This window comes from Coprococcus sp. RTP31081st1_H1_RTP31081_211007, assembly GCF_040227275.1.
In the GTDB taxonomy this organism is placed as follows: Bacteria; Bacillota; Clostridia; order Lachnospirales; family Lachnospiraceae; genus Coprococcus; species Coprococcus aceti.
On the sequence record NZ_JBEHVP010000001.1, the window covers coordinates 845257 to 861114 of the forward strand.

Annotated in this window: 16 protein-coding genes; 4 read left to right on the forward strand and 12 right to left on the reverse strand. The window is 43.4% G+C overall.

Annotated features, from left to right (window positions below; genetic code table 11):
* Positions 1 to 3 precede the first annotated feature (3 nt).
* From gatA to ABUA31_RS03720, 9 genes are all read right to left on the reverse strand, one after another.
* Positions 4 to 1467 (reverse strand): Asp-tRNA(Asn)/Glu-tRNA(Gln) amidotransferase subunit GatA, encoded by a 1464-nt coding sequence (gatA, locus tag ABUA31_RS03680; RefSeq protein ID WP_172678739.1) that lies wholly within the window; start codon positions 1465 to 1467, stop codon positions 4 to 6.
* Positions 1468 to 1489: 22 nt separating this feature from the next.
* Positions 1490 to 1777 carry an Asp-tRNA(Asn)/Glu-tRNA(Gln) amidotransferase subunit GatC gene (gene gatC / locus ABUA31_RS03685; RefSeq protein WP_015533226.1) on the reverse strand — a complete coding sequence of 96 codons (288 nt, stop codon included), beginning with the start codon at positions 1775 to 1777 and terminating at the stop codon, positions 1490 to 1492.
* Between the two features lie 254 nt (positions 1778 to 2031).
* Positions 2032 to 3546: a hypothetical protein gene (locus tag ABUA31_RS03690; RefSeq protein ID WP_349092942.1), complete on the reverse strand. Its 1515-nt coding sequence runs from the start codon at positions 3544 to 3546 to the stop codon at positions 2032 to 2034.
* Positions 3547 to 3922: 376 nt separating this feature from the next.
* The gene (locus ABUA31_RS03695; protein ID WP_349818445.1) at positions 3923 to 4864 is read right to left on the reverse strand and encodes a zinc finger Ran-binding domain-containing protein; all 942 of its coding nucleotides are present in this window, start codon (positions 4862 to 4864) and stop codon (positions 3923 to 3925) included.
* 143 nt (positions 4865 to 5007) lie between these two features.
* Positions 5008 to 5541: a nitroreductase family protein gene (locus tag ABUA31_RS03700; RefSeq protein WP_015533229.1), complete on the reverse strand. Its 534-nt coding sequence runs from the start codon at positions 5539 to 5541 to the stop codon at positions 5008 to 5010.
* A 27-nt stretch (positions 5542 to 5568) separates the two neighbouring features.
* Complete coding sequence (locus ABUA31_RS03705; RefSeq protein ID WP_022217162.1) at positions 5569 to 5952, reverse strand: VOC family protein; 384 nt, start codon at positions 5950 to 5952, stop codon at positions 5569 to 5571.
* Positions 5953 to 6161: 209 nt separating this feature from the next.
* Positions 6162 to 7370 carry an NADP-dependent isocitrate dehydrogenase gene (locus ABUA31_RS03710; RefSeq protein WP_015533231.1) on the reverse strand — a complete coding sequence of 403 codons (1209 nt, stop codon included), beginning with the start codon at positions 7368 to 7370 and terminating at the stop codon, positions 6162 to 6164.
* Positions 7371 to 7533: 163 nt separating this feature from the next.
* A complete protein-coding gene (locus ABUA31_RS03715; RefSeq protein WP_055143905.1) occupies positions 7534 to 8514 on the reverse strand; it encodes a biotin--[acetyl-CoA-carboxylase] ligase in 981 nt (326 codons plus the stop codon).
* Positions 8504 to 9133: a hypothetical protein gene (locus ABUA31_RS03720; RefSeq protein WP_055143903.1), complete on the reverse strand. Its 630-nt coding sequence runs from the start codon at positions 9131 to 9133 to the stop codon at positions 8504 to 8506. The genes ABUA31_RS03715 and ABUA31_RS03720 overlap by 11 nt, the downstream gene beginning before the upstream one ends.
* 283 nt (positions 9134 to 9416) lie before the next feature.
* Here ABUA31_RS03720 and ABUA31_RS03725 point away from each other — a divergent pair, with 283 nt between their 5' ends.
* Complete coding sequence (locus ABUA31_RS03725) at positions 9417 to 10817, forward strand: MATE family efflux transporter (protein WP_055273615.1); 1401 nt, start codon at positions 9417 to 9419, stop codon at positions 10815 to 10817.
* Positions 10818 to 10888: 71 nt separating this feature from the next.
* Here ABUA31_RS03725 and ABUA31_RS03730 read toward each other — a convergent pair whose 3' ends face one another.
* Positions 10889 to 11740 (reverse strand): AraC family transcriptional regulator, encoded by an 852-nt coding sequence (locus ABUA31_RS03730; RefSeq protein WP_349818444.1) that lies wholly within the window; start codon positions 11738 to 11740, stop codon positions 10889 to 10891.
* Positions 11741 to 11876: 136 nt separating this feature from the next.
* Here ABUA31_RS03730 and ABUA31_RS03735 point away from each other — a divergent pair, with 136 nt between their 5' ends.
* Positions 11877 to 12818 (forward strand): glycosyl hydrolase, encoded by a 942-nt coding sequence (locus ABUA31_RS03735; protein WP_349818443.1) that lies wholly within the window; start codon positions 11877 to 11879, stop codon positions 12816 to 12818.
* 40 nt (positions 12819 to 12858) lie between these two features.
* Here ABUA31_RS03735 and ABUA31_RS03740 read toward each other — a convergent pair whose 3' ends face one another.
* Together ABUA31_RS03740 and ABUA31_RS03745 are read right to left on the reverse strand one after the other, a co-directional pair.
* Complete coding sequence (locus tag ABUA31_RS03740) at positions 12859 to 14001, reverse strand: HAMP domain-containing sensor histidine kinase (protein ID WP_015533238.1); 1143 nt, start codon at positions 13999 to 14001, stop codon at positions 12859 to 12861.
* Positions 13998 to 14636 carry a response regulator transcription factor gene (locus ABUA31_RS03745; RefSeq protein ID WP_238050552.1) on the reverse strand — a complete coding sequence of 213 codons (639 nt, stop codon included), beginning with the start codon at positions 14634 to 14636 and terminating at the stop codon, positions 13998 to 14000. The genes ABUA31_RS03740 and ABUA31_RS03745 overlap by 4 nt, the downstream gene beginning before the upstream one ends.
* 172 nt (positions 14637 to 14808) lie before the next feature.
* Between ABUA31_RS03745 and ABUA31_RS03750 the strand changes: the two genes are divergently transcribed.
* Both ABUA31_RS03750 and ABUA31_RS03755 read left to right on the forward strand, forming a co-directional pair.
* Positions 14809 to 14934, forward strand: coding sequence for a CD1871A family CXXC motif-containing protein (locus ABUA31_RS03750; RefSeq protein WP_004849721.1), 126 nt, complete (start codon positions 14809 to 14811; stop codon positions 14932 to 14934).
* Positions 14927 to 15832, forward strand: a complete 906-nt coding sequence (locus tag ABUA31_RS03755) for a 4Fe-4S binding protein (RefSeq protein ID WP_120000181.1) — start codon at positions 14927 to 14929, stop codon at positions 15830 to 15832. Before ABUA31_RS03750 ends, ABUA31_RS03755 begins: the two co-directional genes overlap by 8 nt.
* The last annotated feature ends 26 nt before the right edge of the window (positions 15833 to 15858 follow it).

Below are 15858 nucleotides of genomic sequence, written 5' to 3' on the forward strand. Positions count from 1 at the left end.
CTCTTACAGCCCCCTTTCTGAAACCTGTGCAGGTCTCTTGTACTCTCTAGTCTGCTCAAATGCATATGCAGCTCTGATTATGGTCTTCTCGTTAAATGCATCTCCAACCATCTGCACACCTATAGGCATTCCATCCTTATCAGTTCCACATGGAAGTGATATTCCCGGAAGTCCTGCAAGATTTACAGGGACTGTGTACACATCTCCCAGATACATCTTGATAGGATCTGAGAGTGACTCTCCCATCTTCAGTGCTGTTGTAGGTGCAACAGGTCCGAGAATGATATCATACTTCTCAAACGCCTTGTCATACGCCTGTTTGATGAGAGCCTTTGCCTTGAGGGCCTTTACATAATATGCATCGTAATAACCTGAACTCAGCACAAATGAACCGAGCATGATTCTTCTCTTGACCTCAGGGCCAAATCCTTCTGAACGGCTCTTCTTGTACATGTTGTGAAGATCTGTGTACTCTGGTGTTCTGTAACCATATTTTACACCGTCGAATCTCTCAAGGTTAGAACTTGCCTCCGCCGATGCAATGATATAGTAAGCAGGAATAGCATACTCAACCATTCCAAGATCAAACTCCTCAACAATAGCTCCCTTTGCCTTCAAAGTCTCAGCTACTCCATACACGGCTTCCTTTATCTCAGGCTCAAGTCCCTCTGTGAAATAGTCTCTTGGAAGACCGATCTTAAGGCCTTTCACATCATCCACAAGTGCGCTTGTAAAATCATTGTCATCTCTGTTAACTGATGTTGAATCCTTCTTGTCATACTGTGATATGATCTCAAGGATCGTCGCACAGTCCTCTACATTCTTCGCAAGTGGTCCGATCTGGTCAAGTGATGAACCGTATGCTATAAGTCCGTATCTTGACACTCTTCCATAGGTTGGCTTGATTCCGGTAACACCGCAGAATGAAGCCGGCTGTCTGATGGATCCACCGGTATCTGAACCGAGGGCACATGGCACCTCCTCACCGGCAACTGCTGCCGCTGATCCACCTGATGAACCACCTGGAACTCTATTTGTATCCCATGGATTTCTTGTCTCACCAAAATATGATGTCTCGGTTGTACTTCCCATGGCAAACTCATCCATGTTGGTATGTCCTACTATAACCGCTCCTGCTTCCTTGAGCTTCACAACGGCCTCAGCAGTATATGTTGGAACAAAATTTGACAGAATCTTGGATGAACAGCTTGTCTGCACACCCTCCTGGCACATATTGTCCTTTATTGCTATCGGCACTCCTGCAAGAGGACCATTGAGCTCTCCCGCATCTATCTTCTTCTGCACTTCCTCCGCCTGGGCAAGTGCTCCTTCACGATCAACCGTGACAAAACTATTATAATCTTTCTCGCACGCCTCGATGCTGTCAAGACAGGCCTGTGTCGCTTCAACTACGCTCACCTGTCCATCTTTAATAGCTTTTCCCAGCTCTACAGCCGTCATACCCATTAAATTCACTTCAGCCTACCTCCTAGTCAAATGTCTTTGGCACCTTGTAGCAGCCATCCTTCTGCTCTGGCGCATTCTTCAGCATGTTCTCTCTGTCGTCTCCATTTACAACAACATCCTCACGGAACACATTGTTGTATGGGAATGTATGGCTCATAGCCTCCACACCGTCTGTATTAAGTTCATTCAGTTTGCTGACATAATCAAGCATGTCTGACATATCCTTCTTTGCCTGCTCCTTCTCCTCCGGGGAGAGCTCAAGCTTTGCAAGGATTCCAACATAATCAATTGTTTCATCAGTTATCGTCATGTTCTTGTTCTCCTATCTTTAATGAGCAAAAATAAAGAATGTGCCTTCTTATTATTCTGTGTCAAATAATGTAAACACATTCTCCCGCCATGGTATTTTGTACCACAAAATTCCTCTAAAATATATCACATCCTGGGATATTATGCAAGACTATGGGCATTTTTACCTGTATTACGCAAAACACCGCCATGTAAAACGCTGCATACATGGCGGTGCTGTAGCCCAGCTCTATGTCCTATTTCAATAGAATATGTCTACTTTCTTATTTTTTTATATATTAATATCCCCGCACTTCCCATAAGAGCCAGAATAACCACAACTGCCGTTTCTTTTACAGGCAGCCGATCACCTGTATCTGGATGTCTGCCCGGAGGCGTGCTGCGCGTAGTTGTCATGGTTATTGTCGTTCCTGTTGTACTCCATGTAGTACGTTCCGTGGTCGACTCTGTAGTTGTACCCGTCGTAGTTTCTGTTGAGGTATCCTCTGTTGTTGTTCCTGTTGTTGATTCTGTTGTCGTGTCTTCTGTTGTGGTATCTTCTGTTGTGGTATCTTCTGTTGTCGTGTCCTCTGTCGTCGTGTCTTCTGTTGTGGTATCTTCCGTTGTCGTATCCTTTGTCGTTGTGTCTTCCGTGGTTGTGTCTTCGGTTGTCGTGCCCTCCGTTGTCGTATCTTCGGTTGTCGTATCTTCGGTCGTCGTACCCTCTGTCGTTGGCTCTTCATCCAGGAAATCATTTCCCGGTACTCTGTGGAACTCTCCTCCGTTTGAGAATACTTCACTCACCACACAACCATCCCAGTTGTGTCCGAGATTTACCGCTGCCTCTGGAGCTATCACTGTTCCAAATCCCCTGCCCGCAAATGTTATGCTTCCGCCAAATTGTCCATCTGCTGCCGAGCTGTCATAGAAGTTAAAATACATTCTGTTGTAGGCATTATAAAAATTACCATTATCGTTTGCCTTTGCATCGCCCTTGCTTCCAAGTATCAGATCGCCCAGAACAGCATCCTGGATACCTGCCAGATCAATATTCATGAGCAGCACCGTATCATCACCATAATCCGGGAACTCAAAATATATCGGATTTGTGCCCGCGGCGAGCTGACTGTAATCCATGGATACCACATGCAGTCCGCTACCATTTACTGACACACTTCTATCGTTCATATCACCTGTTATATCAACATCCACAGTACCCTCTGTGTCTGCATAAGTCCTAAGTTTCTGACTATAGTCAATAAACTTTCTCTGTATATCAGCCATATCTGCATATTTAGAATATTCACCATCCTCTGCAATCTCCGCATCGGTTCTGACATTTGCCGGACTGTCAAGCTTTGTCTCGGAGCCATCATTCATACGGATATATATTTCACCGCCATCTGCTCTCCTGACTTCCGATCCTGTATAAAGCATATCAGTTCCTGCATCCGACACACAGCCACACATCCGTTCAGCATTTTCAAAGTAGAATTCCTCATATACTCCATACGAATTTCTGAGTCCCGAGTTTGAATTTGCACTGAGTGTCCTTGTGATAAAGTTACTGTGAAGATGTGTCTGTGCATACAGTGTGTCAAAACATATCACACCAAAGTCCCCCATTAGCTCCGTTGCAGAGCTGCTTTGCAGCATATAACTGCCATCATCCGCCTTTGCAAGTGCTCCTATAGTCCCCGCCGTCACGCAAAGCACAAAAACCATCGCCACTGCAACTGCTATGAGCTGCATAGTCTGAAAGCACATCCCATTATCATGGTTACCTCTCATTCAATGTCCGCCTTAACTATTTCGTCTCAAATACATAGTATTCAACAGACTTCCCGCATATTCGTTATAATAAAAAAATCCCCGAACAGATTCGACATAATTTTCACTATGTCTTATCCATCCGGGGATGAGCCAGGCAGGTCAGAATGGTCTCTCAGGATCAACAATATGCCTTATATTCCTATCCACATATATCGATGTCTCCACTGACCAGTCGTATGCCGGTCTGTCATGAAATGGTCCCACATAAGCATATCCCGCAATCTGTCATGACAGCTCAGCCACCAGATACGGATATCTCTCAATATCTGAATTTTTATCCTTACCAGGCTTTGACTGCTTTGTCACTTTTGCCCGCCTCCGTGTTCTTAAGTCTTTACTCTATGATACTCACTATCTCCTCAGAGTCAGCCCTGACTTTATATGTCTCACCTATGTCAAGTTTGTCATATATAGACTTTTCAACTTTATATGTCTTTTCCTTATCCTTCACTTCACATGTGACTTCATATTCAACTGATTTTTTCCTTAGCCTCTCCTTGTCTGTGAGCTGGGGATCTGGGTATTCCGGTGTCTTTCCACCGCCCTCGGCGGTCTCCGTCCTGTCGTACTTCCACCGCCATATTGTATAATAATACTTCGTCCTGTATATAGGCTTATCTCTATACACCGGAACAGACCTCGTTCTCGTCACATATCCATAATCGTCCACATCATTTGCAACTTCAGAGAAGGTTCCATCTCCATTGTCCTCATAGCTGTACTCCACATGGGAACCTATCACCTCATATGAATCATAGGTCTCCTCACGCTCACCAACATATTCCTGTTCAGTATGGTGCACCTCTTGTTTCGTGGTCTTTAGCGTGGCACCCTCGGGGAGTTCCCAGTCGTCTTCATCACACAGAATATATTTCTCCACATCAACACTGGTCTTCCATGTCATATCCCTGACTGTGACTGTCCTCTTCTTTGGCATGGCTATGATCGCCGTAAGTCCGATTATAGCCGCTATCACAAGCATGCCGATCAGCACTATCTTCCATGCTCCAAATGAATGTCCTCTTTTCCGATTGCCCTGCCCGCCTTTTTGTCCGTCGGCAGCCGTTCCTGTACCTGATGCATTCCTGGCATTCCTTGCGTCCTGCTCTTTCCTGACGTCAAAATACCCCTTATCCTTCGCACCTCGTTCAGCACCGCAGCTGCTGCACCGTGTGTTAAGAGCTGAATTGTAATTGCCACAATGATCACATAACCAGTCGGCACCTTTTCCCTTTGTCTGACTCTCCTCCGCGGACAAATACCGCACTCCATCCATATAGAACTTAACTTCCTGTCCCCTCGGCTTTCCGCAGGACGGACACTCACGCTTCGTTCCTTCTATATGTTTCGTACTACAATATGGGCAGTCTCAATACCCCATTACAAGTTTTCCCATACGCAATATCCTCCCCATATATACTACAGATAACTTACCTGCGCAGCAACATCGTAATCATGTGGTGTCTTGTTGTCAGTCTTGTGTCCAACGGCAAGAGCTATCTGGAATGAATATCCCTTCGGTATTGCAAGTGCCTTGTCAAAATATGCTTTCTTCTCCCCGTGAAGTGCATCATACACGCAACCGATTATCAGATTTCCGAGCCCCATGCTCTCTGCCGCTATAGCCATATTCTGAACTGCAATTCCTGAATCCACCTTGCTCCACTTGAAGTCATCCTCAGCGCTTAAGAATATGAGCACCGGAGCCTCATAATAGAAATTGTGAGGCTGCTTATCCTGTCCGCGAAGTGCACGCTTCTCTGCATCAAGCTCTTCCAGAATTGGAGCATCACCCTTAACAACTGTAAAATGTATCTCTTTCTTATTCATACCTGTAGGTCCCTGAAGCCCAGCCTCGATGACCTTCTCAAGCTGCTCCTTCATAACCTCTTCATCACTGTATGCTCTCGCTGAGCTTCTCTTTTTTATTACCTCTAATACCTGATTATCCATTGTCTTTTACCTCCTATTCTGTCATTCCTATACCGTTATCTCTATCTGATTATCCTCTATGCAGACCACACAGCTCTCATAGTATCCATCGCCTGTCGTCCGCGGTCCACTTGTCACCTCATAGCCATCCTCCGCAAGCTGTCTGGTAAGCTCATCAACTTTTTCTTTGCTTCCCACACTGAATGCTATATGTATCAATCCGGTTCTGTTAAGTGTCTTTTCAGAATCATCCATTCCCTGCCTGTTCATTATCTCAAGCCTTGCGCCATCATCAAATGTGAGAAAATATGAACGGAAGTCCGTCGTTTTATTATGATATCCCTCATTTGCTGATGCTCCCAGATATTTCTCAAAAAAATTCTTCGCAGCTTTAAGATCATTCACATACATCGCAACATGCTCAATTCTCATAAATGCAACTCCTCATTATCTTATACGCTACACTCAGATAGACAAACTACTATATGCATGCTGCTATAGGCATGCTATATAAGCTATTTTAACCCAATGCCACATTTTACACAATGGCATAAAAATATCACCTTTATCCATTTGTATGAATAAAGGTGATATCCCGTTAAAAGCAACGTCTGTAATCAGCCCGTTACACAATTTCATTCTTAGAGCATACCCTCAAGTGTCTCTCTGATAGCCTTGATAAAGTTCTCACTGTTGAGGACTGTTGGGTTCTCGAGAGTTGTGATGAGAGCCAGATCCTTTGTCATCTTGCCATCTTCTATAGTCTTGATGGTTGCAGCCTCGAGCTTGTCTGCAAAATCCTGAAGTGCCTGGATTCCATCAAGCTCTCCACGCTTTCTGAGTGCTCCTGACCATGCGAAGATAGTTGCAACTGAGTTGGTTGATGTCTCCTCACCGGCAAGGTGCTTGTAGTAATGTCTCATAACTGTTCCGTGTGCTGCCTCGTACTCATACTTTCCATCAGGGGATACGAGAACTGATGTCATCATGGCAAGTGAACCAAATGCTGATGAGATCATATCACTCATTACATCTCCATCATAATTCTTACATGCCCAGATGTAACCGCCTTCACTCTTCATAACACGGGCAACCGCATCATCTATAAGTGTGTAGAAGTACTCAATACCTGCTGCATCGAACTGCTCCTTATACTCTGCATCGAATATCTCCTGGAAGATATCCTTGAATGTATGGTCATACTTCTTTGATATGGTATCCTTTGTGGCAAACCACAGTGTCTGCTTGGTATCAAGCGCATACTTGAAACAGCTTCTTGCAAAGCTCTCAATAGACTTGTCCACGTTGTGCTGTCCCTGAAGAACACCAGGGCCATCAAACTTATGTATAGTCTCCTTTATAACCTGTCCGTCATCGCCTGTGAATACAAGCTCTGCAGTTCCAGGACCTGGAACATCGATCTCTACGCTCTTGTATACATCACCATATGCATGTCTTGCGATGGTGATAGGCTTCTTCCAGTTCTTAACACATGGCTCGATTCCCTTTACTACGATAGGTGCTCTGAACACTGTACCATCAAGGATCGCTCTGATGGTTCCGTTAGGGCTCTTCCACATCTCCTTGAGATTGTACTCCTTAACTCTTGCCGCATTAGGTGTGATAGTAGCACACTTTACAGCTACGCCATACTTCTGTGTTGCGTATGCTGAGTCAAATGTTACCTTGTCATCTGTCTCATTTCTATGTACAAGTCCAAGGTCATAGTACTCTGACTTGAGATCGATAAATGGATAAATAAGCTCATCCTTTATATACTGCCAGAGAATTCTGGTCATCTCATCTCCATCCATCTCTACAAGTGGTGTGGTCATCTGAATCTTTTCCATGTTTTATGTCCTCCATCTTTGTGTTTTCTAAGTTTTGTTATATACTCACTGCCGATTATAAACTATAAGGGGCTATATTTCTAGTTTTTTTGAATTATACATACCAATTATTAATTTTCTTAAGCCCTATAACCATATTCTTGATCAGCTATTTTTTTCAGCCTTACACATATCCATATATTCCTCTCACGGATACTTCCCCGGATATTATATCGTGAACCTCGCCATCGGCATCCCTCACCAGAAGTCCTCCATCCTTTGAAAGTCCAAGCGCCGTGTACTCTGTCTTTTTATCCCCCTCTATTACATACACCTGCTTATCCCTGTTCACAAGATAACTGTTGTACTCATCAACAAGGAATCCCAGGTCCTTATTCTTTATAAATTCGTCATATAGCTTTTCAAATTCATTTGACACCTGTGCAATGAACCATGATCTGTCACAGCCCTTGCCATTTTCCAGCAGTATTGATGTGGCCTTGTCTGCTATGTCCTCAGGGAAGCTTCGGTTATACACGTTTATGCCTATTCCCACAACAACATAGCTTATGTCAGTTCCCTCGGAACTCATCTCTGTGAGGATTCCGACCAGTTTTTTCCCATCAGACAACACATCATTCGGCCATTTAATCTGAGGCTTTACTCCATCCACCTTGCTGAACGCTCTGGCAAGTGCCACCGCCGACACCAGAGTTATCCTTGACACACAGGAAATATCTATGTCCGGCTTGAGCAGATACGACATGGATATTGTCGTGCCCTTATCAGAATTCCAACTATGGCCTCTTCGTCCCTTTCCTGCAGTCTGCTCATTTGCCACGAACAGAGCTCCGTGAACACAGTCAGTTTCCCCGACTATCTTGGCACGGGTGTTCGTTGAATCCGTCTCATCATAATAGTAAAGCTTTCTGGCAAATGTTCTGGTCTCAAGATACTTTGAGATCTTCTCCTCAGACATTACATCAGGCTCACTCACCAATCTGTATCCCTTGTTGTTCACGCCCTCGATCACATAACCTTCATTCTTGAGTGCCTGTATGTTCTTCCACACCGCTGTTCTGGATACCCCCAACAGCTCACAGAGCTCCTGTCCTGACACATATCCATCACTGTTCTGCAGCTTTTCAAGTATTTTATTCTTCATCAGTTCTTACCTTCTCTCTCAGGATATCGTATACCGCCTCACATTTGCCTTTTGCTCCGGCAAATGGAACTATGTAACTCTCCCTGCCTCTGTCAAACTTAATTATATAATACTTCAATTCAGGATCAGGCTCTATCATGATATACCCTGTAATAGTCTCATACGGTATCACCTTACTGCCTCTCTTCTGAATGATCGTTACAACATCCTGACCAAACAGATATGTCATATCATATGCAGACTTTCTAAATGAAGCCTTGACCACATAAAATCCATATGCCATGGCCGCAATCGCAATAGCAGCCTTTATCATTCTGTAGTGACCTCCCATAGCCCACCACACAAGTGCTATACCTGCCAGTACAAATATTATGCCAACCACCCTGTACGCTATCCTGGTGCTCTTTCTCTTGACTACCTTCTGTCTGATGATTCCATCTGCCTGAGTTTCCTGTTCTTCACGCCTTGCGCGCTCCAGCTCGTCCACGAGCTTTCCAGCCTGTCTGACAAGCACCTTCTGCCTGTAGGCTCTCGAAGTACCATTCTCTATGCTGCTTATATTTCTAATCTCTTCTCTGTGTTTTTTATTGTTCTTTTTTTTATCACTATCTCTACTCATTCCATATCCCCTGCCAGGTCATGATCACTACTGATATCATCCCGGTTCGTATCCATGCGCTTTATGCACAATTATTTTCTCTTTTTTCATCACTTTTACGACTATACTTATATTAGTTCAGAGACTAATATATATCAAGTTTTCAGCATTACAAAAGTGTTTACATTTTACCACGTTTAATCACCTTTTTTCCATATATAAAATCATTAAAAGGTGATTAACTAGCAAACACACGATATCGTGAAAACAACCTGTAAATAACAATTTTGGAGAGGTGAATTACATGAAGAATTTTATCGCACGCATCAGTGGCACAAAAGACCTCACTGAAGGAAAGCCTTCAAAGCTTATATTGAACTTTGGTCTGCCCCTTCTCTTTGGTCTGATATTTCAGCAGTTTTATAATATGGTAGATTCTGTCATAGTCGGGCAGAAGCTTGGGACTGACGCGCTGGCGGCGGTAGGTTCCACCGGAAGCATCAACTTCATGATACTCGGTTTCTGTATAGGAATCTGCAACGGATTTGCAATCCCTGTTGCACAGGCTTACGGTGCGAAGGATTTCAAAGCTCTTAAGGCTTATATAATCAACAGTATATGGTCATCCGTTGCACTGGCTGCTGTTATAACAGTGGCAGTAAGTATCTTTACCATGCAGATACTCAAGGCTCTCAGAACACCTTCGAATATCATCGATGATGCATATATATACATATTTATAATATTCCTGGGCATTCCGGCAACCTTCCTCTACAACCTGACCGCCGGGATACTGAGATCACTCGGAGACAGTATCACACCTGTCATATTCCTTGTGGGTTCATCAATTGTCAACATAATACTTGATCTTATACTTGTTGTTCCTATGGGCGTCGCCGGAGCTGCAGTTGCCACAGTAGCTTCACAGGCAGTGTCAGGAATCATATGTACGATATACATGACAAAGAAACTGAAGTATCTTGAATTCAGTAAAGAGGATTGGACATTCAGCATGCGCCACTGCCTTAAGCTCTGCGGTATGGGTCTGCCTATGGGCCTGCAGTACAGCATAACCGCCATAGGCAGTGTCATTCTTCAGACCGCAGTCAATGATATGGGTTCAACATATGTTGCAGCCGTATCAGCAGGAAGCAAGATTTCCATGTTCATGTGCTGTCCTTTCGATGCAATGGGCTCCACCATGGCAACATACGGAGGTCAGAATGTTGGTGCCAGACGTCTTGACCGTGTTGATCAGGGACTTAAAGCCTGTATCAAGATGGGAATCATATATGCCCTCGTGGCTCTGGCTTTCTCCATCGTATTCGGAAAGCAGCTTGCACTTCTCTTTGTAAAGAAGGAACAGATTGAGCTTATCGGCTACATATATGAATTCGTAGTTATCAACGCCGCATTCTACATATTCCTGGCTCTTGTGAATATCGTAAGATTCATGATACAGGGGCTTGGATACTCGACTTTCGCCATACTTGCAGGCATATGTGAGATGATTGCCCGTTCTGTTGCCGGTTTCGTGCTGGTGCCTCATTTCGGTTTCATCTGCGTATCACTAGGAAGTCCGCTTGCATGGGTATGTGCTGATCTCTTCCTGATACCTGCGTACCTGTGGGTTATGAAACAGCTGAGACGAAAATTCGGGGGAAATAAAATCAGCCGTGCAAAGTCCGCAACGGCAACAATATAATCGGTTTATGAACAGACTCACTTGTGTCTCGATCACATGTGAGTCTGTTTCATTTGCACCCTATTGGGATACTAAAGTCTGTTCTGCATCCTTTCCTGTTTCGGAGTGATTCCCCTCCACTTTTTATACACACGGATAAAATAACTGCTGTCCGAAAAACCATTTTCCTGCGCGATATATTCCATGGAATAATCCGAATACAGCAGCATGTTCTGCGCCTTGTTGAGCCTTATATACAATATGTATTCCTTACACGATCTTCCATAACGAGCCTTAAATGATCTGGCAAAGTGTGAATAACTCATACTGCACATTTCTGCCAGATCTTGAACCTCTATCTGTTCTGACGAATGCGCATCTATATATTCCAGTATGTGATTGAAATACACATCACCATCCGACCTCTTATGCTTAAAATCTCCATTTGTTTTCATTTGTCTTGCCATGATGATGAGCAGCTTATATATCCCAGACTGAACCGCAAGCATGTACATCTCCCGCTTTTCCGTATACTCCTCAAATATATCCTGAACAATATCTGCCATACTTTCTTTTAGTTTTTCAGACCTTATAACCATACAGAAATCTGTAGTCTCCGTCCTGTATACAAAACAATCATACATTTTCCTTACATAAGTCTGGGGAATGCCCAGTGTATACATATTAAACTTTATGACCGCATACTTCACCGATTCCGTACAGGTCTTATCCGCCTTTATACTGTGAAGCTGCAGCGGATATAGGTAGCACATATCCCCTTTTCTGAGAACCGTCTCTCCATCATTGCAGATCACCCGGATAGATCCGCTGACTATATAAAGCATCTCACTGTAATAGTGCCAGTGCAATTCAGAATGCACCCAATCTGTGTAAAATATATCATATGGCTGTTTCATCTCATCAATGTACTCAAACATTTCCATAGCAGTCTCCCCCTACGATCCAAGTTGTATCATGATAGGTTTATACAATTTTTTGCTCTTTATATAATACAATTATTACATTTATTTGTATATGATAAAAGCATATCAAACACATACTAATGAAGGAGAAAATAAGATGCAGAAAGCAGCAAACAAGCACATATCGCATTCAGCACAGAATCTGCTGGATTATTTATCGGAGATTTCTGGTAAAAAGATAATAACAGGTCAGCACACACAAACCAATCCTATGGAGGAGATTGACTATATATACGAACAGACAGGCAAATATCCGGCACTCAGAGGTTTCGAGCTGCTTGGATACTCGCCAAACATAAACTATAATGATGCATCCGCAGAATGTCTCACAGAGGTATATGAAAATCAGAATACCCTTGACACCGCTCTCGAATGGGCAAAGAAAACAAATGGCATTGTCACTTTCACATTTCACTGGTTCTCTCCGATTGGAGGTCGTGACAAGAGTTTCTACACAGAGCACACTGACTTCGACGCTGAAAAGGTGCTCATTCCAGGAACAAGAGAACGTGATGCTTTCTACCACGATATGGACATCATCGCAAAGGAACTCCGAAGATTCCAGCTTGAAGATATCCCGGTTCTGTGGAGACCTTTCCACGAGTCCGAGGGCACCTGGTTCTGGTGGGGTGCCAAAGGTCCTGCTGTTGCGGCAAAGCTCTACAGACTCATGTTCGACTACTATACAAATGTACTGAACATCAACAACCTTATATGGGTATGGAACTGTCCTACAAAAGGCGTATACCCTGGAGATGACTTCGTTGATATTGTCTCCATGGACATATATCTGCCGGAATACACAGCAACCGATTACAGTGAAGAATATACAAAGCTTGTAGAAGCTACCTCTCCGAACAAGGTTGCTGCCCTTACCGAAGTCGGATATATACCGGATATACATCTTCTGGAGAAGTCACACACTCCATGGGCATACTACATGACATGGTCTGAAAAATTCTGCATAGGAGAAAAATTCAATTCCAACGAAAATCTTAAGGCTATGTATGACAGCCAATATGCTGTTACCGGAAAGTAAGTGGGTAAGTCTGTTATATGTAACGGCTGTAATGCTCACTTTATAAAACGACTTCAAAAATCGTTCCTCCAGACGGATTAGACTTAACTGCAATATTACCATCATGCACTATCACGATCTCGCGGACAAGAGCAAGTCCCAGTCCTACGCCGCCAAGCTCACGGCTTCTGGATTTATCCACGCGAAAGAAAGGTTCAAACACGCGATCCTTCAATTCTTCCGGGATGCCATTTCCGGTATCCTCTACTGACAGGTAAACGTGTTTTTCCTTCTGACGCGCTGTCACTGTAACCCGTCCTCCTGTGCGGTTATATTTTATAGCATTCTCAACAAGATTGTATAACATCCTGTAAATAAGGATGTCACTTCCTATCATCGTTACATCCGTACATTCTCCAATAAGTTCTATATCCTTTTCCTGTGCAAGAGGTTCCAGATCCGCCAATACCTCATCAACAAGCGCGTCGACCATTATTTTATCATCCCGGCTCACAGTTTGAAGCTCACTCATATCAAGAAGTGTCTTTACCATTTTGCTGAGTCTCTCATTCTGTTCAGTTACCATCTTTATCGTCTGCAGAGTGACTTCATCATCTCCCGGATGCCGGGAAGAATTATATGAATCAAGCTGTATCTGCATTAAAGACAGTGGAGTTCTGAGCTCATGTGCTGCATTTGCAGTAAACTGTCTCTGTATCTCAAATGCATCCGAGAGGCGTTCAAGCATCTTGTTATATGAAACGCTGAGCTGGTTCAGTTCTTTAACATTGTTTTCTTCTATTCGTGAATCTGCCAGATTCTGTGCCTGTACCTCTTCAATTTTATCAGAAAACTCACTGATAGGCTTTAGTGCATGCCCACTTATAAAATATGTAGCTACTCCGCCAAGCAGGGCCAGCAAGGCAGAAATTATCAGGCTGTTTTTCTTGTAATCTGCCTTATTATTGTACACCTTAACAGAAAAATCATTTGCAAATTCATCCCATTTATCCTCCGGAATACTGATATATATTTCATCAGTACCGCTCCCATTATCATCTCCCTGGGCATCAACGGTTTCTTGCAGAGAATCAATATAATACACGCCATTTTTATAGACAAGCAAAGTAAGGCATCCACATATAAGCGCAATATATAATGTGATTATACAGGTAAGCCTCCACTGCAGCGACATTCTTTTCATCTGTCGGACTCCTCTCGTATTTTATAGCCTTCTCCCACCTTGTTCAAAATCGGATCATATCCAAGCACTGCCTTAAGCTTTCTTCTCAGCGAAGACATATGTACTCTGATTGCTCCACTGAAGCTGTCAACCGAAGCATCCCAGACATGCTCCATCAATTCCTCCTGGCTTACCGGTCTGCCCAGATTAAGAAGCAGATATTCCAGGATTCCATTTTCTTTTCTTGTAAGGGGAACCTTCTCTCCTTTTGCGTATGCCTCACGTTTTATCGTATCAAACTTTATCCCGCCACTTTCCAGACATACATCCTTCTGTACAAATTTTCTTCTTGTAAGACTTCTGATACGCGCCTCAAGCTCCTGCAGATGAAATGGTTTTTCCATATAATCATTTGCACCTGCATCCAGCCCTTCAACCTTATCCGCAATTTGTCCCCTCGCAGATAATATGATAACCTTTGTCTCCTCATTTTTCTGTCTGAGTTCCTTTAAAATCTCCATTCCATCCATCCCCGGCAGATTCAGATCCAGAACGATCAGGTCATATTCCTCTGACAGAATGCATTCAAGAGCCTCTTCTCCGTCATAACAGGTATCCACCTCATACCCGGCATCATACAGGCTTTTCGCAACCATATCACATATCTGCTTCTCATCTTCAACTATCAATAATCTCAAAACTGTCACCTGTTTCTTAACAAAAATCCTTCTTAACAAAAATTTTACAACAGCTATTGTATAATATCCAAGTCAGCTGGTCAACAAACACAATCATGAAAGGAGCTGCAATAACTTGAAGTACAGGAAAATGTCTCAGATCATTTTACTCATCACGGGTATGGCAATGATCAGCTATGGTGCAGTCAGAGGTGAAGCGGCTGCCGTGCTCAGCAAAGCAATAAAATTATGTCTGGAGTGTGTAGGAATTGGATAAGAATAAATCACTGTCAAAAAAAACAGCCAGAATACGCGGATGGATACAGGCAGCAGCCACGCTGCTTACCAATATTCACATCCCCAATTTATTTAAAGGCAAGATCTATCAGGGCAAAGCAAAAACAGTATGCGTACCAGGACTAAACTGTTACTCCTGTCCTGCTGCAACAGGAGCGTGTCCCATCGGTGCATTTCAGGCGGTCGTCGGATCATCCAAATTTAAATTTTCTTACTACATAACCGGTTTTTTCATTTTAATCGGTGTGATCCTCGGAAGATTTATATGTGGGTTTTTGTGTCCATTTGGATGGTTTCAGGATCTGCTTCACAAAATCCCCGGGAAAAAGTTTTCCACAGCCAGGCTGAAACCACTAAGATACCTGAAATATATAATCCTTATTGTTTTCGTTATACTTCTGCCGATGCTTGTAACGAACTCCATAGGAATGGGAGACCCGTTCTTCTGTAAGTATATTTGTCCACAAGGTGTTCTGGAGGGTGCTATACCACTTTCACTTGGAAATGCAGCTATACGCTCTGCACTCGGAAAGCTGTTTTCCTTTAAATGCCTTATTTTAATTACAGTTGTCGTTCTGAGTATTCTGTTCTACAGACCCTTCTGTAAATGGATTTGTCCTCTCGGCGCAATCTACTCATTATTCAACAAGGTCAGCCTTATGAGTATCAAGGTTGAAAGCAGCAAATGTGTCGGATGCGGTAAGTGTTCAAAGGCATGCAAAATGGATGTAGATGTATGCAAAACACCAAATCATCCAGAATGCATACGATGCGGAGCTTGTATGAAGGCATGTCCAAAAGATGCGATCCACTATCAGTTTATGGGAAAGCCATGTTCCCCAAAAGGACATAAGCAAGCTTCCAAAACCAACATGTAACAATCAACCACACTAATATTATTTAA